Genomic DNA, 19,109 nt, shown 5'->3' on the forward strand with positions numbered 1-19,109 from the left:
CCAGCGTTCGTCCTGAGCCAGAATCAAACTCTCCGTAAATGTCTACATGGCACCCCAACACCAAAGCGCTGAAGCAACCGACAAAACGAAACGGTCCCACCGGTTCAACCCGGCGAACCAATCAGATTCGGCTGTATGTGGCATCGCCTCCCACGGAGGTAGAAGAACGACACCCATCTCAACCAAGACCCACCACCATCAACACCCCAGACCACCGGCCCAGAACATCTCAGATAGCAAGCCATATGGCATCGACTATTTGGCACACTGTTGAGTTCTCAAGGAACAGACGCGCATCTCCTCCGGATCTTTCGACCCGTCCGAGAGGCTTTGTCGTTCTGAATCTTACCTGGCTCTTCGGCCGCATTGCGCCACCCTCTCGGGCAGCTCCTGCGGGCCTGGAGCCCGTCCCTCAGACGAGTTCAGGGCGCACGAAGCGCCGTGAAGATCGTTCGAGGGGTGGCCACCCTTGGGGACCAGCCACCGTGGTTCGATCCGCGGTGTCCGTTCCTCCCTCTCGGGCGACATCGAGAACATTACGCGCGTGTTGCGGCGGGTGTCCAATCGCTCCGCGGTGACGCCGGTCACCAGGGTGCTCCCACCGGGCAAACACGCAGGTCAGGCGCGCAAAAGGCCCGCGAGACCGGCTCGCGGGCCCTCGTCGCGGGCGGCGGTCACGCCTGGGCGTCGACCACCGCGAGCGTGCGCTTGCCACGGCGCAGGACGGCGAACCGCCCGTGCAGCAGGTCGTCGTCGGTCAGGACGGCGTCCTCGGCCGCCACGCGGACGTTGTTGACCGAGGCGCCACCCTCGGCGATGGCCCGACGGGCGGCGCCCTTGCTGGCCACCACGCCGGTCGCGGCGAGCAGGTCCGCGACGGGGTCGCCGGCCTTCCCCGGCGCCGACGGCAGCTCGGCCACGGCAGCGGTGAGCGTCGCGAGCGACAGGTCTCCCAGAGATCCCCGGCCGAAGAGTGCCTGGCTCGCCGCGACGACCTGGTCGGCCGCGTCCGTACCGTGCACGAGGGACGTGACCTCGTACGCGAGCGTGCGCTGGGCCTCCCGGGCCGCCGGTGCGGCAGCCACCGCGGCGGCAAGCTCGTCGATGCGCTCGCGCGACAGGAACGTGAAGACCGAGAGGTAGTTCACGACGTTGGCGTCCTCGGCGTTCAGCCAGAACTGGAAGAACGCGTACGGCGACGTCATCTCGGGGTCGAGCCAGACGGTGCCGGTCTCGGTCTTCCCGAACTTGGTGCCGTCCGCCTTGGTGATCAGCGGCGTGGCCAGGGCGTGGGCGGCGACACCCTCGGCCTTGCGGATGAGCTCGACCCCGGACAGCAGGTTGCCCCACTGGTCGTTGCCACCGGTCTGCAGGCTGATCCCGTGCCGGCGGTACAGCTCGAGGAAGTCCATCCCCTGCAGGATCTGGTAGCTGAACTCGGTGAAGCTGATCCCGGCGTCGCTGTTCAGGCGTCGCGCCACCGTGTCCTTCGCCAGCATGGTGCCCAGGCGGTAGTGCTTGCCGACGTCGCGCAGGAAGTCGATCGCCGACAGGGGCGCGGTCCAGTCGAGGTTGTTGACCATCGTCGCGGCGTTCGGGCCGTCGAACCGCAGCAGCGGCTCGATCTGCTTGCGGATGCGCTCGACCCAGCCGGACACGAGGGCCGGGTCGTTGAGCGTGCGCTCCCCCGCCATCTTCGGGTCGCCGATCAGGCCCGTCGCACCGCCGACGAGGGCGAACGGCACGTGGCCGGCGTCCTGCAGCCGTCGCACGGTGAGGATCTGGACCAGGTTGCCGATGTGCAGGCTCGGCGCGGTGGGGTCGAAACCGCAGTACAGCGACACCGGACCGTCGGACAGCGCGGACCGGAGGGCGTCGAGGTCGGTGGTCTGGGCGATCAGCCCGCGCCACTCGAGGTCGTCGAGCACGTGAATCATGAAGGTCTCCAAGGGTGTGAGAGCGGCGGGCGGCATCGACGAGCCGACGTCGTCGCCCTCAGGGGGCGTCTACCGACGTCGGCGGCCGATACGCCGGCCGATAGGCGGAGACGGTGCGCTCGTCGGTCAGCCAGTAGCGCCAGGGGAACCGGTTGCCCTCGCCGCCGGAGCCCGAGACGCCGACGCGCGGACCGGACTTGTGCGTGGGCAGGGAGACCACCTGCTGACGGTGCAGCACGATGTCGCCGCCGGCCTCGCTCACGTCGGCGCCGTTGGCGCGCATGTCGAGCCCGAGCGCGACGGCCAGGCGGGCGGGGCCGCGGGCCAGCTGCCGCTCGGAGTCGACGACACCGACCGACTCGCGTCGGCGCCACGCCAGGTCGACGCCGTCGACGATCTCCCCCGCGCGCAGCAGGACGGCGGCCGGGCTCCCGGTCGGTTCGGCGACGATGTTCAGGCAGTGGTGCAGACCCAGGTGCCGGTAGACGTAGAGCCGGCCCGGCTCCGCGAACATGACCGCGTTGCGCGACGTGCGGCCCCGGTACGCGTGCGAGCCCGGGTCCTCGGCGCCGGCGTAGGCCTCGACCTCGGTGATCCGGAGCGTGACGTCACCCTCCGGCGAGCGCGACGTCAGGTAGGCCCCGAGCAGGTCACGGGCCACGGCGTGCACCTCGCGGGCGTACCAGACACGCGCCGGCACGACGAGGAACGCGCGCGGGTCGGAGGCGTCCGGCGGCTCGGGTCGGTTCGCGGGCGTCGTGCTCACACGCCCATCTTGCCGTACGGCGCCGGGCTGCCGTCCTCGGAGACCACCGCACCGAACGCGTCCAGCCGGACGTCGGCCCGCTCCCTGGTCGCCTCTCGGGCGAAGTGCGCGGCCTCCCCGTCCATCCACGCGAGCCAGTGCTCGCGCGCGTCGTCGCCGTCCCGGGCGAGCCCGCGCTCCAGGCGCAGCGACGCGGGCGCCTCCACCCAGACCCGGAGGACGGCGAAGGCGTCGACGGCTCGTCGCGCGGAACCGCAGCCCTCGAGCACGAGGAGGTCGGGAACCGGGACGTCGACCCAGTCGGCGAAGGCGCCGGACGGCCAGTCGTAGCGCTGGAACCGGCCGGGCAGGCCTCGTCGGAGCGGTTCGAGGACCTGTGCGGACAGGCGCGGCCACAGGGAGCCCTCGAGGCCGGACCAACCCTCGTAGAGGTCGTCGAGATGGACGACGACCGCCGAGGCACCGAGGTCGGCGGCGTCCCGGGCGATGCGGGACGACGTCGTCGTCTTGCCCGATCCCGCGGGACCGTCGATCGCCACGAGCCGGACGCGCCCGCAGCGGGGCTCGGCCGCCAGGGCGCGTGCGGCGAGGCTCATCGGGCTCAGGCGGTCCAGGTCCGCAGCTCGGCGGCGCGGGCGCGGGCGCGGACCAGCTGCTCGGCCACCCGGACCGGAGCCGTGCCACCCACGGCGGACCGCGAGGCCAGGGAGCCCTCGACCGTCAGCACGGAGCGGACCTCGGGGGTCAGGTGCTCGGAGATCGCCGCGAGCTCGTCGTCCGTGAGGTCCCAGAGCTCGATCGGCGGCTGGTGCTCCTCGCAGGCCCGGACGCACGCCCCGGCGACCTCGTGCGCCACCCGGAACGGCACGCCGTTGCGGACCAGCCACTCCGCGATGTCGGTCGCGAGCGAGAAGCCCTGCGGTGCGAGGGAGGCCAGCCGGTCCGTGTCGAACTCCAGCGTCGCGACCATGCCCGCGAACGCCGGCAGCAGGATCGTGAGCTGGTCGATCTGGTCGAAGACCGGCTCCTTGTCCTCCTGCAGGTCGCGGTTGTACGCGAGCGGGAGGCCCTTGAGCGTGGTGAGCAGCCCGGTCAGGTCGCCGACGAGACGTCCCGCCTTGCCGCGCGCGAGCTCGGCGATGTCGGGGTTCTTCTTCTGCGGCATGATGCTCGACCCCGTGGAGTAGGCGTCGTGCAGCTTGACGAAGCCGAACTCCTTGGTCGCCCAGAGGATGACCTCCTCGGCGAGCCGCGAGATGTCCACGGCGGCCATCGCGGCGACGAAGGCGAACTCGGCGACGACGTCGCGCGACGCCGTGCCGTCGATCGAGTTCTCGACCGGCCCGTCGAACCCGAGGTCCGCGGCCACCGCGGCAGGGTCCAGGCCCAGCGACGAGCCCGCGAGCGCACCGGAGCCGTAGGGCGAGCGCGCCGCGCGGGCGTCCCAGTCCTGCCAGCGCTCGACGTCGCGCAGGAGCGGCCAGACGTGGGCGAGCAGGTGGTGGGCCAGGAGCACCGGCTGCGCGTGCTGCAGGTGCGTACGACCGGGCATCGGGGCGTCGCCCGCGGCCACGGCCTGGTCGGCGAGCGCGTCGGCGACGTCCAGCAGCAGGCCGCCGACGAGACGCGCCTGCTCGCGCAGGTACATCCGCACCAGCGTGGCGATCTGGTCGTTGCGTGAGCGTCCGGCGCGCAGCTTGCCGCCCAGGTCGGCGCCGGCGCGGTCGATCAGGCCGCGCTCGAGAGCGGTGTGCACGTCCTCGTCGGCGATCACCGGCAGGAAGTCGCCGTTGCGGACGTCCACCGCCAGGCGCTCGAGGGCGTCGGTCATCCCCGCGAGCTCGTCGTCGGTCAGCAGGCCGGCACCGTGCAGGACGCGCGCGTGCGCGACCGAGCCGGCGATGTCGTGCTGGGCGAGCCGCCAGTCGAAGTGCGTCGACTGCGACAGCGCCTGCAGGGCCGCCGACGGGCCGCCGGCGAACCGGCCGCCCCAGAGGGCCGCGGACGGGGTCGAGACCTGACCCGCACGCGGCGGCGCCACCTCGTCAGGCACGGATCCCGCCCTGCGAGCCGAGGTCCACGCCGTTGCCGAAGCGCACGTCGCGCGCCGCGGCGAGCTTGGAGCTCAGGCCGTAGATCTCGATGAAGCCCTTGGCCGCGGCCTGGTCGAACGTGTCGCCGGTGTCGTAGGTGGCCAGGTTGAAGTCGTAGAGGCTCGCGTCGGAGCGACGACCCGTGACCGTGGCGCGGCCGCCGTGCAGGACGAGCCGCACGTCGCCGGAGACGTAGCGCTGGGTGTCGTCGACGAACACGTCGAGCGACTTCTTCAGCGGGGAGAACCACTGGCCGTCGTAGACCAGCTCGGTCCAGCGCTGCTCGACGCCGCGCTTGAACCGGGCCTGCTCGCGCTCGACGGTGACGTTCTCCAGCTCCTGGTGCGCGGCGATGAGCGCGATCGCGCCCGGCGCCTCGTAGACCTCGCGCGACTTGATGCCGACGAGCCGGTCCTCGACGATGTCGATCCGGCCGACGCCCTGGGCGCCCGCACGGCGGTTCATCTCCTGGATGGCCTGCAGCGGCGTCACCGGGACGCCGTCGAGCGCGACCGGCACGCCGGCCTCGAACGTGATGATGACCTCGTCGGCCACCGGCGGGAACGTCGGGTCGTCCGTGTACGTGTAGACGTCCTTGGTCGGGCCGTTCCAGATGTCCTCGAGGAAGCCGGTCTCCACCGCACGACCCCAGACGTTCTGGTCGATCGAGAACGGGTTGTGCTTCGTCGTCTCGATGGGCAGCGCGTTGCGGGTGGCGAACTCGATGGCCTTGTCGCGGGTCAGCGCGAGGTCGCGCACGGGCGCGAGGCAGGTCAGGTCGGGCGCCAGCGACGTGATGCCGACCTCGAAGCGGACCTGGTCGTTGCCCTTGCCGGTGCAGCCGTGGGCGACCGTCGTCGCGCCGAACTGGCGGGCGGCCCGGACCAGGTGCTTGACGATGACCGGGCGGGACAGCGCCGAGACCAGCGGGTAGCGGTCGAGGTAGAGCGCGTTGGCCTTGAGGGCCGGCATGCAGTACTCGTCGGCGAACTCGTCGCGGGCGTCGGCCACGTAGGCCTCGACCGCGCCGCAGTCCAGCGCGCGCTGACGGATGACGTCGAGGTCCTCGCCACCCTGGCCGACGTCGACCGCGACCGCGATCACCTCGGCGCCGGTCGCCTCGGCGATCCAGCCGATGCCCACGGAGGTGTCCAGGCCGCCGGAGTAGGCGAGGACGACGCGCTCAGTCATGAAAGTCTCTCTTCTCGGGGTGTTCTTCAGGGTCAGTCTGCCGGGCGCGCGCGAGGGGCGGCGTCCGGTCGGGCATCGGTGGCCAGGGCCAGGAAGCGGGCGGCGAGGGCCGCGCCGGTGTCGCCCTCGCGGGCGATCACGAGCACCGTGTCGTCGCCGGCGATCGTGCCCAGCACGGCGGGCAGGATCGAGTGGTCGATCGCGGAGGCGAGGAACTGTGCAGCTCCGGGGGGCGTGCGCAGGACGACGAGGTTGCCGGACGCCTCGGCCGTGACCAGGAGCTCGGCGCACAGGCGCGCGAGCCGGGAGGCCAGCATCTCCTCGTCGGGACCCGTGGAAGGCGTGGTGCGACCGCCGCCCTCGACAGGCACCGCGTACGCGAGGGCCCCGGAAGGCGTGCGGATCCTCACGGCCCGCAGCTCGACGAGGTCGCGGCTCAGCGTCGCCTGCGTGACCGAGACGCCCTCGGCCGCGAGCAGCTCGGCCAGCTGCTGCTGCGAGTGCACCAGCCCGCGGGTCAGCAGCGACGTGACCAGCGCGTGGCGCGCCGCCTTGGTGTGCGGGACCGACGACGTGACGCTCATGCCTGCTCCAGCAGCCAGGTCAGCAGCGCCTTCTGCGCGTGCAGGCGGTTCTCGGCCTCGTCCCAGACCACCGACTGCGGTCCGTCGAGCACCTCGGCGGTGATCTCCTTGCCGCGGTACGCGGGCAGGCAGTGCAGGACGATCGCGTCGGGCGCGGCCAGCGCCATCGCGGCCGAGTCGACGCGGTACGGGACGAACGGCGTCTCCCGCAGAGCGGCCTCGGACTCCTGCCCCATCGACACCCAGGTGTCCGTCGCGACGACGTCCGCGCCGGTCACGGCCTCGGCGAGGTCGTGCGTGACCTGCACGGAGCCACCGGTGGCAGCAGCGATCGCTGCCGCGTCGGCGAGGATCGCCGGATCCGGCAGGAAGCCGAGGGGCGTCCCGACGCGCACGTGCAGGCCCGCCGTCGCGCCGCCCAGCAGGTACGAGTGCGCCATGTTGTTCGCCCCGTCGCCGACGTACGCGAGCGTCTGGCCCGGCAGCCCGCCGACTCCCCCGCGGTGCTGCGCGATCGTCATGAGGTCGGCCAGGATCTGGCACGGGTGGAACTCGTCGGTCAGCGCGTTGACGACGGGCACGCCCGACAGCGCGGCCATCTGGTCGAGCCGCTCCTGCGCGTGCGTGCGCCAGACGATCGCGGCGACCTGCCGCCCCAGGACCCGCGCGGTGTCGGCGATCGACTCCCGCTCCCCGATCTTGGCGAGGTTGCCGTCGACGCTGAGCGGGAAGCCGCCCAGCTCGGCGATCCCGGCCGTGAACGACACCTGCGTGCGCAGCGTCGGCTTGTCGAAGATGACCGCCACCGGCTGGGGTCCCGCGAGCGGGGTGCGCAGGAAGTGGTCGTCGCGGAACGCGAGCGCGAGCCGCAGGACGTCCCGCTGCTCGGCGGGCGTCAGGTCGTCGTCGCGCAGGAAGGAGCGGGTCACGACGACACCTCGAGCCCCGCGAGGAAGTCCACGAACTGGCCCGCCTGCTCGTCGGTCAGGATGAACGGCGGCGCGAGCCGGATCGCCGTCGGGTTGACGGCGTTGACGATGAAGCCAGCGGTCAGCGCCTCGGTCGCCACCTGCGCCGCGACCGGTCCGGCGAGCTCGATGCCGATGAGCAGGCCCTCGCCCCGGACCCCGACGACCAGCGGGTTGCCGGTGGCGGCGAGGCGGGCGCGGAGCCGCTCCCCCAGGCCGCTGACGTGCTCGAGCAGGCCGTCGCGCTCGATGACGCCGATGGTCGCCAGGCCCGCCGCGGACGCGACCGGGTTCCCGCCGAAAGTCGAGCCGTGCTGGCCGCGGCCGAGCAGCGCCGACGTCTCGGGGCCGAACGCGACGAGCGCGCCGACCGGGAAGCCACCGCCGAGCCCCTTGGCCACGGTGACGGCGTCGGGCACGATCCCGCCCCCGATGTGCGGGTGGTGGTGCGCCATCCATGCGCCCGTGCGGCCCATGCCGGTCTGCACCTCGTCGAGGATCAGCAGGGCGCCGTTCTCCGACGTCAGCCGGCGGGCCAGCGCGAGGTAGCCGGGCGGCAGCGGCACGACGCCGGCCTCCCCCTGGATGGGCTCGACGACGAGCGCGGCGACCTGGTCGCCGGCCGTCGCGAAGGCCGCCTCGAGCGCCTCGGAGTCGCCGAACGGGACGAACTCGACGCCGCCGGGCAGGGGCTCGAACGGCTCCCGGTAGGCGGCCTTGTGGGTCAGGGCGAGCGCGCCCATCGACCGCCCGTGGAACGAGCCCTCGAGCGCGAGGATGCGTGGCCGGCCCGTCCGGCGGGCCAGCTTGAACGCCGCCTCGTTGGCCTCTGTGCCCGAGTTGGTCAGGAAGACGTGCGAGCCGTGCGGCGCGCCCGCGAGCGCGATCAGGCGCTCCGCGAACGCGATCTGCGTCGGGCTGCCGAAGAAGTTGGAGACGTGCCCGAGCGTGCCGAGCTGGGCGCTGATCGCGGCCGTGAGCGTCGGGTGGGCGTGGCCGAGCGAGTTCACCGCGATCCCGGCGAGCAGGTCGAGGTAGCGCGTCCCGTCGGCGTCCCAGACGTACGGGCCCTCGCCGCGCACGAGCACCCGCTGCGGGGCACCGAACGTGTCCATGACCGCGTGCGTGTAGCGGTCGGTCCAGTCGGCGACCGAACCGTCGACGGCCGGGACGGGAAGCGTCGCGTCGGGGGTGGCGTCGGCCCGGTGCCGGGCGCGCTGCAGGTCGGTCATGATGCCACCACCGGGATCGGCGCCGTGAACGGGGCGTCCGCCGGCTCCTCGTCGGGAAGCACCATGGTGCCGATGCCCTCCGAGGTGAAGATCTCGACCAGGATCGAGTGCGGCTCGCGGCCGTCGATGACGTGTGCCCGGCCGACGCCGCCCTCGACGGCGCGCCAGCAGGCCTCCATCTTGGGCCGCATGCCGGCGTCGAGGCTCGGGAGGATGACGGCGAGCTCGGCGGCGCTGAGACGACGCACGAGCGAACCCTTGTCCGGCCAGCTCGTGTAGAGGCCCTCGACGTCCGTGAGCACGATGAGCTTGCGCGCACCGAGCGCGACCGCGAGCGCCGCGGCCGCGGTGTCCGCGTTGACGTTGAGCACCTGCGTCGGGTCGTCGAGGTCGGGCGCGACGGTCGAGACGACGGGGATCCGGCCCGCGTCGAGCAGGTCGAGCACGGCGCTCGGGTTGACCTGGACGACGTCGCCGACGAGGCCGACGTCGACGGGCTCGCCGTCGACGACCACCGAGCGGCGACGCGCCTGGAACAGGCCGCCGTCCTCGCCGGACAGGCCGACCGCGTGCGGGCCGTGGGCGTTGAGCAGCCCGACGAGCTCGCGCGAGACCTGGCCGGTGAGCACCATCCGCACGACGTCCATCGCCTCGGGCGTGGTGACGCGCAGCCCCCCGCGGAACTCCGACTCGATGCCGAGCCGGTCGAGCATGGTGTTGATCTGCGGTCCCCCGCCGTGCACCACGACCGGGCGCAGGCCGACCTGCCGCAGGAACACCATGTCCTGGGCGAACGCACGCTTGAGGTCCTCGTCGATCATGGCGTTGCCGCCGTACTTGACGACGACGAGGGCGCCCGCGAACTTCTGCAGCCACGGGAGCGCCTCGATGAGCACCTCCGCCTTCTGCTCGGGACGCAGGTCGGTGCGGGTGTTGAAGACGAAGTCGTCGGTCATGTCGAGTACGCGCTGTTCTCGTGGACGTAGTCGTGCGTGAGGTCGTTGGTCCAGACGGTGACCACCTCGGGCCCGGCGTGCAGGTCGATGAGCACGTGCACCTCGCGGTTCGCGGCCAGGTCGACCTCCGTCCGCGGCCGGTACGCGCCGCCCGCCTTGCACACCTGGACCCCGTTGATCGTGACGTCCAGCTGGTCGGGGTCGTACGGCGCGACGCTCTCGGGCACGGTGCCGACCTGCGCGAGCACGCGGCCCCAGTTCGGGTCGTTGCCGAACATGGCGGCCTTGAACAGGTTGGACCGGGTGACGGCCCGTGCCACGGCGAGCCCCGCGGCCTCGGTCGAGGCGCCCATCACGGTCACCGCGATGTCGTGCGACGCGCCCTCGGCGTCGGCGATCAGCGCCCGCGCCAGCTCCGCGCACACCTGGGTCAGGGCGGCCGTGAACCCGGCCGGGTCCGGCACCGCGCGGCTCGCGCCGGAGACCAGGAGCGTCACCGTGTCGGACGTGGACATGCAGCCGTCGGAGTCGATGCGGTCGAACGTCTGGCTCGTCGCGGTCCGCAGCGCGGCCTCGGCGGTCTCGGCGTCCACGACCGCGTCCGTCGTGATCACGCAGAGCATCGTCGCGAGGCCGGGTGCGAGCATGCCTGCGCCCTTGGCCATCCCGCCGACGGTCCACACGCCGCGGTCGCCCTCGATCGTCAGGTGCGCGGTCTTCGGGACGGAGTCGGTGGTCATGATCGCCACGGCCGCGTCGTACCCGCCCGTGCGCGACAGGTGCGAGACGGCGGTGTCGACGCCTGCGAGCACCTTGCCGATGGGCAGCGGCTCGCCGATCAGGCCGGTCGAGCACACGACGACGTCGCCGGGCGAGATCTCGAGGACCGCACCCACCTTCTCGGCCGTGCGGTGCACGTCGAGGAAGCCGTCCGGGCCGGTGCACACGTTGGCGCCGCCGGAGTTGAGGATCACCGCGCTGACCACGCCGTCCGAGACCGCCTGACGCGACCAGACGACCGGCGCGCCGACCACCCGGTTCGTCGTGAAGACCGCGGCCGCCACCTGGGACGGACCCTCGTTGACGACGAGCGCGAGGTCCGGACGACCGGAGGACTTCAGGCCCGCGACGACGCCCGAGGCCTGGAAGCCCGCGGCGGCGGTGACGCCCGGGGAGGGCTGGGCGAGCGCGTCGACCGTCTCGACACTCATGGGGCAACTCCGTCCAGTGGAAGGCCGAGCGTCTCGGGGAGCCCGAGCGCGAGGTTCAGCGACTGCAGGGCGCCACCGGCGGTGCCCTTGACCAGGTTGTCGATCGCGGTGACGGTGACGACCCGGCCGGCCCGCTCGTCGACCGCGACCTGCACGAGCGCGGTGTTCGCGCCGAGCGTCGCGGCGGTCGTCGGCCACTGGCCCTCGGGCAGCAGGTGCACGAAGTGCTCGTCGGCGTAGGTCTGCTCCCAGGCGGCCCGCACGGTCGAGGGGTCGGTCCCCGGGACGAGGCGGGCCGTGGCGGTCGCCAGGATCCCGCGCGCCATGGGCACGAGCGTCGGCGTGAACGAGATGGTGACGTCCGACGCGCCCGCCGAGCGCAGGTTCTGGCCGATCTCCGGGATGTGCCGGTGCGTTCCGCCGACCGCGTAGGGCTGTGCGGAGCCGAGCGCCTCGCTCGCGAGCAGGTGTGTCTTGAGGGACTTGCCGGCGCCGGAGTACCCGTTGGCCAGGACCGCGACGAGGTCCGTCGGCTCGATCAGGCCGGCGGCGATCCCGGGCTGGAGCCCCAGGCTCACGGCGGTGACGTTGCAGCCGGGGACGGCGATCCTGGTCGCGGCCTTCAGCGTGGCGCGCTGCGCCGACGCGGTGCGCTCCCCCGCCTGCAGCAGCTCGGGCAGCCCGTACGGCCAGGTGCCGGCGTGCGCGCTGCCGTAGTAGGCCTCCCAGTCGGCCGCGTCCACGAGCCGGTGGTCGGCACCGAGGTCGACGACGATCGCGCGGTCCCCCCGGGCGGCCAGCTCGGCCGCGACGGCGCCGCTGGCCCCGTGCGGGAGCGCCAGGACGACGACGTCGTGCCCCTCGAGGGCGTCGACCCCCGTCGGCTCCAGCAACCGGTCGGCCAGCGAGCGCAGATGCGGCTGGTGCGCGCCGAGGAGGGTGCCCGCGTTGGAGTGGGCGGTGAGCGTGCCGATCCGCGCCTCGGGATGGGCGAGCAGCACCCGCAGCATCTCGCCGCCGGCGTACCCGCTGGCGCCTGCGACCGCGACCGTGAACGTCATGTGCATGAACATACACGGCGATGTACGAAGATACGAAAGCCGTTCGTCGGGAAGATCGCGCGTCGCCGTCGCGTTGCCCCAACGTGCGCGCCATCCACGCCTCCGCCGCGGGCGGACCCGACGTCCTCGAGCTCGTCGACCTTCCCGACCCGACGCCGGAGGCCGACGAGGTCGTCGTCCGGGTCGCCGCGACCGGCGTCAACTTCATCGACACCTACCGCCGTTCCGGGCTGTACGCGGCGCCGTACCCGCACGTCCCCGGCTCGGAGGGTGCGGGCACCGTCGTCGCGACCGGTGACGACGTGACCGGGTTCGCCGTGGGCGACCGGGTCGCCTGGACGTCCGGGCCCGGCTCCTACGCCGAGCTCGTGCGCGTGAAGGAGTCCGCGCTGCTGACGGTCCCCGCCGGGCTCGACCTGCAGGTCGCGGCCGCCGTCCTGCTCCAGGGTCTGACCGCGCACTACCTCGTGACGTCCGTCTTCCCGCTCACCGACGAGCACGAGGTCCTCGTGCACGCGGCGGCCGGCGGGGTCGGGCTGCTGTTGACCCAGCTGGCGTCCGCCCGGGGTGCACGCGTCATCGCGACGGTCGGCACCCCCGACAAGGAACGGCTCGCGCGCGAGGCGGGTGCCGCCGAGGTCATCCGCTACCGCGAGCTCGACGACCTGACGCGCGACCTGCCCGCCGAGGTGCGGGGCCTCACTGACGGACGCGGCGTGCACGTCGTGTTCGACTCCGTCGGCAAGGACACGTTCGAGGCCTCGCTCGCGTCGCTGCGCCGCCGAGGCACGCTCGCCCTCTTCGGTTCGTCATCCGGCCCTGCTCCGCTGTTCGACCCGCAGCGGCTCAACAACCTGGGGTCCCTGTTCCTGACCCGGCCCACGCTCGGCGACTACACGGCGACGCGCGAGGAGCTGGTCTGGCGGGCCGGCGAGCTGTTCGACGCCGTGCTCGCCGGCACGCTGGACGTGCGCATCGGCGCCACCTACCCCCTGGCCGATGCGGCCGAGGCCCACCGCGCGCTCGAGTCGCGCTCCACGACCGGAAAGGTCCTGCTCCTCCCGTGACTGTTCCCCTGCTCAACCAGACCCGCACGCTGACCGTCGAGATCTGGTCGGACATCGCGTGCCCGTGGTGCTACATCGGCAAGAAGCGCTTCGAGACGGCTCTCGCGGACTTCCCGTTCCGCGACGACGTCCAGGTGACCTGGCGCGCGTTCGAGCTCTCGCCCGACACGCCGACCGGCCCGGGCCGGCCCGAGATCGACGCGCTCGCCGAGCACAAGGGCATCCCGCGCCCGCAGGTCGAGCGCATGTTCGCGCAGGTCACGGCCGTGGCCGCCGGGGAAGGGCTCGCGTACGACTTCGACCGGACCCTGTCCTTCAACACGTTCGACGGGCACCGCCTGGTGCACCTGGCGACGACCGTGGGCCTCGGCGACCGCGTCCTGGAGGCCCTGTACTCCGCACACTTCGAGCACGGCGCCGACCTGGGCGACGACGAGACGCTCGTGCGGGTCGTCAGCGAGGCCGGGCTCGACGCGGACCAGGCCCGGGCCGTCCTCGCCGGCGGCGACCACGCCGACGACGTGCGCCGCGACGAGGCCGAGGCGCGCGCGATCGGCGTCACCGGGGTGCCGTTCTTCGTGGTCGACCGACGTCTCGGTGTCTCGGGCGCGCAGCCGGCGGACGTGTTCACGCAGCTGCTCGAGGAGGGCTGGAAGTCGGCGAACCCGCTGGCCACCCTCGCGCCCGCCGCCGAGGCGTGCGTGGACGACTCCTGCGCGATCTGAGCGGGTGTCGGACCCTCGCGCCATGATCGGAGCATGACAAACGTCCTGCTCCTGCACCACGCCCAGGGCCTGACACCCGGGGTCGTCGCGTTCGCCGACGCCCTGCGTGCCGCCGGCCACACCGTGCACACGCCCGACGTCTACGACGGGCACACGTTCGACGACCTCGAGTCCGGCCTCGCCTACGCGGGGTCGGTCGGCTTCGGGACCGTCATGCAGCGCGGCGTGAGCGCCGCCGAGGGTCTGCCCGACGACACCGTCTACATCGGGCTGTCGCTCGGCGTGATGGCCGCCCAGCAGCTCGCCCAGACCCGACCCGGTGCCGCCGGAGCGGTGTTCGTCGCGTCGTGCCTGCCCGTCTCCGAGTTCGGCAGCTGGCCGGACGGAGTGCCGGTCCAGGTGCACGGCAAGGACGCGGACCCGATCTTCGTCGACGAGGGCGACCTCGATGCGGCCCGCGCGCTGGTGGACTCGGTGGAGGGCGCAGAGCTGTTCCTCTACCCGGGCGACCAGCACCTGTTCGTGGACAGCAGCCTCCCCGCGTACGACCGGGCGGCCTCGGAGGAGCTGACCGCACGGGTGCTCGCGTTCCTGGAGTGAGCGCCGGTCCGTCGTGCGTGCGCGTCACACCGAGCTCGCCGTCGGGGCGATCACCGACCCCAGCTGGTAGGTGAAGCGGGACACCAGCGGGACCCATCGCTGATAGGCCTCGATGGAGGAGGCGTCGACCACCGGCTGCAGCTTCTCCATGCGACGGACCACGTCGCTCGCGTCGCCGTTCGCCTGGAGAAGCGTCCAGACCTTCGCGGTCGGGCCGGCTGCCACGATGCTGCCGAACACGGCGTTCGCTGCGCCCGGGCAGCCGATCTGCAGCGCGAGGAGCACGATGACGGCCCGGTACTCGCCTCCGCCCTTCGGGCTGAAGCGGTCCGCGTCGTCGTCGCCGGCGCAGACCCGGAGCATCCGATAGGTGTTCACGAGCCGTTTGGTCGCCCGCGGCGTCGTGATGAGGGCGCCGATCTGTCCGAGAAGCAGTCGTTCCTCGCTCGAGATGTTCAGCGACTCCGGCTTCGGCATCGCCACCTCGATCCCGCTCACCGGTCCGGGGTCGGCGACGGCAGGGCCGGGCATGGGCGTCGGCTCGTCGTCGCCCGCCTGGTCTCCGTCGAGCGCCGGCGCGTCCTGGGCGGCTCCCGTCCGGGCCGCAAGGCCGTCGGTCGACGAGATCGCCGGGGTCAGCGAGGCCACCAGCGCCGAGTAGCCGTCCGGCGACATCGGCCTGAGCACGAACGGCAGCTGGATGATCTTCTCCAGGTAGTCGCGCGGGCTCTCCAGGAGCTTGTCGTAGCAGGCCCTCAGCGACGCCTCGAGCCAGCGGCCGTCCACCCCGATGACGACGACGAAGAGCTTGAAGGTGAGCAGGAGGTTGACCGCCTGCAGGACCTTGACCACCTCCTCGGCCGGGCACCGGTCGAGGTCGTCGATGTAGAGCACGATCCGGTCGACGTCGAGCGAGTCCCCCGGTTGTCCGGAGCCCTCGTTGCTCACGCGCGCCGCGGCGGCCCGGAGCTGCTCGGGCGGCGGACCGGCCTGGGTGCTGTCCGGCAGGACGCTCTCGTTCTGCAGCAGCCACGTGAGCTGCTCGAAGTCCTTGCGCAGCTGCGACATCATGCTCAGCTTGGCGCCGTACTCCGACCGCGCCGAGCTGACGAGGTCGTGCAGCCGCTGTCCTCGGTTCCGCAGCCGCGCCAGGTCCTCCATCCGCGCGGTGACCTCCTCGGCGGCGAGGTCGCGGTCGCGGCGCGCGAGCGCGAGCTTCTCCTCGGCCGCGACGACCGGCTCCTCGCGTCTCTCCCGCGCCGACCGGGCCAGGCGCAGGATGTGGGACGCGCCGACGAGGGCCGGCGTGAGCACGGACAGCAGACCGACGACGACCGTCAGGACGTTCCCCCACCACCCCAGCTGCCCGACCGCGACGACGGCGCCGACGAGCACGACGACGGCCGCGAGCCAGATGAGGGTCGCGCGGCGACGCCGCGTGGCGAGCTCGCCGCGGACGAGCCTGCGGAAGACGTCGAGCTCTTCGAGGAAGGTCGACGTGGACTCCACGGCGCCCACGAGGCGCTCGGTCGGCAGGTCGACGTGGTCCGACCGGCCGAAGTCTTGGAGCCGATGTTCCAGGTCGGCGACGTTCCGGACGGCGTCGACCGCGGCGGGAACAGCCGATCGCGCGATCGTCGACGCCCTGCCCGCGATCACCTGCGCGCTCCGCAGCTCCCGCTCGGCCTCGAGGACGGCGTCCTCGGCCACGATCGCGGCCTGCGTCGCCTGCCCGAGCTTGTCCGCCTTGGTGCGCTTGACCTCGTCCAGCGGACTGTCGACCAGACCGTCGAAGATGGTCGCCGCGAGACTCGCCCACAGGTTGCCGTCGACGTAGTGCCAGGCGTTGAACTGGATCTGCCGGATGTTCTTGCAGAACGGCGCCGCCTCCGGCCGTCCCTCGCGGGCCAGCGCCGAGAGGACCCCCAGCCGCTCCCGCAGCATGGCCATGAAGAAGCTCTTCCCGCTGCCCCACTCGCCGAAGAGCCCGACGGCCAGCGGGAGCGGCGTGTGCTCGTCCAGCGCCACCGTCGCCAGCATCTCGACCTCGCGGCTCAGGTCGAGCCGGTCGGCCTGGCCGACGTTCTGGTCCGGCACCGTGTCCGCTGCCGGGTTGGCCAGCAGCGCACCCCGGCCGCCGATCCGCGCCCGCAGGGCGGCGATGAAGCTGCACTCCTCGATCGCCAGAGCGGCGTCGAGCAGGCCGGCGGAGGTGACGGGTCGTCCGGATCGTCGCGCCCCGGCGAGCGCAGCCTCGACGTGCCGCGAGAGCTGCGGCAGCGCGTCCAGCGGCCCCCACGTGACGTCGGCGGGGATGTCACCGTGACCGAACGAGGCGGCGACGGCTGCGAGCTCCTGCGCGTCGACCCGACCGAGCCTCGCGCGCGTGGTGTCGTCCGCAGCCCGGTGCAGTGCGATGACGAGCTGTTCCATGTGCACGTGGGACGACCCGACCCGCCGTCGGATCCCCTCGGCGTAGGAGATCGCGTCCTGCGCCCCGCCCGTCAGGTCGTGCCAGTGCAGCGCGTCGCCCTCGTCGGGATCTGCGCTGCTGGGATCGACGCCGGACGAGATCGAACCGGAGCTGTCGGCGTCGCTGCGACGGGCGGCGGTCCAGCGCGACAGCTCTTCGGAGAGCACGGAGGCTTTCGCCGGGTCGATCTCGACGATCCGGAGCCGCGCCGCGGGCTGCGCGGTGCTGACGAACCCGTTCGCCAGCGCCGCGAACGACGCCCGAGGGTCGAGCTTGCCGACCCCCGTTCCGAGCGAGGGGGTCGCCAGGTCGAGGAGCGTCGGGTCCGTCCTCGTCAGCTCGCCGAGCCGGCGACCGATCTGCTCGATCATCGAGGGCACCGAGGGTTGACCGCGGTCCACCGTCGCCGCGAACCCGAGGTAGCGCACCGGGGGCGCGGCGGTCGGCACCTTGACCAGCTCCACGCCGCCGGGCTCGATCTGGCCCGGCCCACGGACGCCGAGCCGCGTCACGACCGCCCGCCACGGCTCGCCGAACCCGCCTTGCGTCGTGGAGGGGACGACGAACAGGTCGGCACGTACGTGTGCGGCGTCGCCCAGCTGGACGACGACCTGGGCGGACACGGCTTCGGCCATGAGCTTCACACCTCGCTACCCCGACGTGCGCGGTTGCCTCGGACGGCCGGCGACGTCTCTCCTGAGACAAGCACGGTCCTCACTCGAAGGGCCAGCACCGTGGCAGCCAGATACACGGCGGACGCCCCGGACCGGTGGCGCGCTCCGGGGCTACGCTGCGGCTGGACCGCTCGATGGCGCCGGTCCTCCGGCCCCAGGGGTGCGTCCGCCCGACTCCACACGCACAGAGACGCACGCCCAGGTGGGCGTGCCCACCCGGAGGACTGTGATGACCGCATCGCTGCTCGACACCCTCGGCGTGACCGTTCCCTCGACCGTCCCGACCCACTGGTACAACCTTGCAGCAGACCTGCCGTCCCCGTGCCCCCCGGCGCTGCATCCCGGCACGCAGCAGCCGCTGACCCCCGACGACCTGACCCCGCTGTTCCCGATGGCGCTGATCATGCAGGAGGTCAGCACCGAGCGCTGGGTCGAGATCCCGGAACCCGTGCGTGAGATCTACGCGCTGTGGCGGCCGTCCCCGCTCGTGCGCGCCCTACGGCTCGAGCGCGCGCTGGGCACGCCGGCGAAGATCTACTACAAGTACGAGGGCGTCAGCCCCGTCGGGTCGCACAAGGCGAACACCGCGGTCGCGCAGGCGTACTACAACGCCGCCGAGGGCATCACGAAGCTCACCACCGAGACCGGTGCCGGCCAGTGGGGTGCGGCGCTCTCGTTCGCCGCCGCGCTGCTCGGGCTGACGTGCGAGGTGTGGCAGGTGCGGGCGTCCTACGACTCCAAGCCCTATCGCCGCATGCAGATGGAGACGTACGGCAGCATCTGCCACCCGTCGCCGTCGGACCTCACCAACGCCGGCCGGGCGATGCTGGCCGCCGACCCGGAGACCACGGGCTCGCTCGGCATGGCGATCAGCGAGGCGGTCGAGGCGGCGGCCACCAACCCCGGCGCGCACTACGCGCTCGGCAGCGTGCTCAACCACGTGCTGCTGCACCAGTCGGTGATCGGGCAGGAGGCGCTCGCCCAGCTCGACGAGATCGGCGACGCCGCCGACATCGTGTTCGGGTGCGCGGGCGGCGGGTCGAACCTCGGCGGCCTCAGCTTCCCGTTCCTCGGCCGGAACCTGCGCGAGGGCACGAGCACCCGGGTGGTCGCCTGCGAGCCGGCCGCGTGCCCGTCCCTCACGCAGGGCGAGTACCGCTACGACTTCGGCGACGTGGCGGGACTGACCCCTCTGCTCAAGATGCACACGCTCGGCAAGGACTTCGTGCCGCCGCCCATCCACGCGGGTGGCCTGCGGTACCACGGGATGGCGCCCATGGTCTCGCACGCCGTCGAGCTCGGGCTCATGTCCGCGATCGCCGTGGACCAGGAGACCGCCTTCGCGGCGGGCATCGAGTTCGCGCGGGCCGAGGGGATCATCCCCGCGCCCGAGTCCACGCACGCGGTGGCCGGTGCGATCGCGTACGCGCGGCAGGCGACCGAGGCGGAGACGATCGTCATCGGGCTCTCCGGCAACGGTGTGCTCGACCTGCCCGCGTACCACGACTTCGTCTGAGGTCCGGGGAGCACGACGAGGGGGCCTCCGGCGGAGGCCCCCKCGTCGTCTGCGT

General features: G+C 72.5%; 16 protein-coding genes. 4 read left to right on the forward strand and 12 right to left on the reverse strand.

The window, feature by feature from the left end:
• Positions 1-674 precede the first annotated feature (674 nt).
• Genes tyrS through argC form a run of 11 tightly spaced genes read right to left on the reverse strand, consistent with a single transcriptional unit; the run spans position 675 to position 11,999 of the window.
• Positions 675-1,937: a tyrosine--tRNA ligase gene (gene tyrS / locus AC1DUE_RS18945; protein ID WP_477040962.1), complete on the reverse strand. Its 1,263-nt coding sequence runs from the start codon at positions 1,935-1,937 to the stop codon at positions 675-677.
• A 58-nt stretch (positions 1,938-1,995) separates the two neighbouring features.
• Positions 1,996-2,703: a DNA-3-methyladenine glycosylase gene (locus AC1DUE_RS18950; protein WP_477040963.1), complete on the reverse strand. Its 708-nt coding sequence runs from the start codon at positions 2,701-2,703 to the stop codon at positions 1,996-1,998.
• The gene (locus AC1DUE_RS18955; RefSeq protein ID WP_477040964.1) at positions 2,700-3,299 is read right to left on the reverse strand and encodes a nucleoside/nucleotide kinase family protein; all 600 of its coding nucleotides are present in this window, start codon (positions 3,297-3,299) and stop codon (positions 2,700-2,702) included. Before AC1DUE_RS18955 ends, AC1DUE_RS18950 begins: the two co-directional genes overlap by 4 nt.
• A gap of 5 nt (positions 3,300-3,304) precedes the next feature.
• Positions 3,305-4,756: an argininosuccinate lyase gene (gene argH / locus AC1DUE_RS18960; RefSeq protein ID WP_477040965.1), complete on the reverse strand. Its 1,452-nt coding sequence runs from the start codon at positions 4,754-4,756 to the stop codon at positions 3,305-3,307.
• Complete coding sequence (locus tag AC1DUE_RS18965; RefSeq protein ID WP_477040966.1) at positions 4,749-5,987, reverse strand: argininosuccinate synthase; 1,239 nt, start codon at positions 5,985-5,987, stop codon at positions 4,749-4,751. The genes argH and AC1DUE_RS18965 overlap by 8 nt, the downstream gene beginning before the upstream one ends.
• Positions 5,988-6,019: 32 nt before the next feature.
• Positions 6,020-6,571: an arginine repressor gene (locus AC1DUE_RS18970; protein ID WP_477040967.1), complete on the reverse strand. Its 552-nt coding sequence runs from the start codon at positions 6,569-6,571 to the stop codon at positions 6,020-6,022.
• The gene (argF, locus tag AC1DUE_RS18975; RefSeq protein ID WP_477040968.1) at positions 6,568-7,500 is read right to left on the reverse strand and encodes an ornithine carbamoyltransferase; all 933 of its coding nucleotides are present in this window, start codon (positions 7,498-7,500) and stop codon (positions 6,568-6,570) included. Before argF ends, AC1DUE_RS18970 begins: the two co-directional genes overlap by 4 nt.
• Positions 7,497-8,771 (reverse strand): acetylornithine transaminase, encoded by a 1,275-nt coding sequence (locus AC1DUE_RS18980; RefSeq protein WP_477040969.1) that lies wholly within the window; start codon positions 8,769-8,771, stop codon positions 7,497-7,499. Before AC1DUE_RS18980 ends, argF begins: the two co-directional genes overlap by 4 nt.
• On the reverse strand, positions 8,768-9,727 hold the full coding sequence (argB, locus tag AC1DUE_RS18985; protein WP_477040970.1) for an acetylglutamate kinase: 960 nt from the start codon (positions 9,725-9,727) through the stop codon (positions 8,768-8,770). Before argB ends, AC1DUE_RS18980 begins: the two co-directional genes overlap by 4 nt.
• On the reverse strand, positions 9,724-10,938 hold the full coding sequence (gene argJ, locus AC1DUE_RS18990) for a bifunctional glutamate N-acetyltransferase/amino-acid acetyltransferase ArgJ (RefSeq protein WP_477040971.1): 1,215 nt from the start codon (positions 10,936-10,938) through the stop codon (positions 9,724-9,726). The genes argB and argJ overlap by 4 nt, the downstream gene beginning before the upstream one ends.
• Positions 10,935-11,999, reverse strand: a complete 1,065-nt coding sequence (gene argC / locus AC1DUE_RS18995) for an N-acetyl-gamma-glutamyl-phosphate reductase (RefSeq protein WP_477040972.1) — start codon at positions 11,997-11,999, stop codon at positions 10,935-10,937. The genes argJ and argC overlap by 4 nt, the downstream gene beginning before the upstream one ends.
• An 83-nt stretch (positions 12,000-12,082) precedes the next feature.
• On the opposite strand from argC, the gene AC1DUE_RS19000 reads away from it, so the two are divergent.
• From AC1DUE_RS19000 to AC1DUE_RS19010, 3 genes are read left to right on the forward strand one after another with little or no spacing between them, the layout of a single operon-like run.
• A complete protein-coding gene (locus AC1DUE_RS19000) occupies positions 12,083-13,066 on the forward strand; it encodes a quinone oxidoreductase family protein (RefSeq protein ID WP_477040973.1) in 984 nt (327 codons plus the stop codon).
• Positions 13,063-13,791, forward strand: coding sequence for a DsbA family oxidoreductase (locus AC1DUE_RS19005; protein ID WP_477040974.1), 729 nt, complete (start codon positions 13,063-13,065; stop codon positions 13,789-13,791). Before AC1DUE_RS19000 ends, AC1DUE_RS19005 begins: the two co-directional genes overlap by 4 nt.
• Positions 13,792-13,824: 33 nt before the next feature.
• Positions 13,825-14,391: a dienelactone hydrolase family protein gene (locus AC1DUE_RS19010; protein WP_477040975.1), complete on the forward strand. Its 567-nt coding sequence runs from the start codon at positions 13,825-13,827 to the stop codon at positions 14,389-14,391.
• Between the two features lie 24 nt (positions 14,392-14,415).
• Here the strand turns inward: AC1DUE_RS19010 and AC1DUE_RS19015 are convergent, their stop codons facing one another.
• The gene (locus tag AC1DUE_RS19015) at positions 14,416-17,499 is read right to left on the reverse strand and encodes a P-loop NTPase fold protein (protein WP_477040976.1); all 3,084 of its coding nucleotides are present in this window, start codon (positions 17,497-17,499) and stop codon (positions 14,416-14,418) included.
• 268 nt (positions 17,500-17,767) lie between these two features.
• Here AC1DUE_RS19015 and AC1DUE_RS19020 point away from each other — a divergent pair, with 268 nt between their 5' ends.
• On the forward strand, positions 17,768-19,054 hold the full coding sequence (locus AC1DUE_RS19020) for a TrpB-like pyridoxal phosphate-dependent enzyme (RefSeq protein WP_477040977.1): 1,287 nt from the start codon (positions 17,768-17,770) through the stop codon (positions 19,052-19,054).
• The last annotated feature ends 55 nt before the right edge of the window (positions 19,055-19,109 follow it).

Source organism: Cellulomonas sp. P4_A2 (assembly GCF_056402515.1).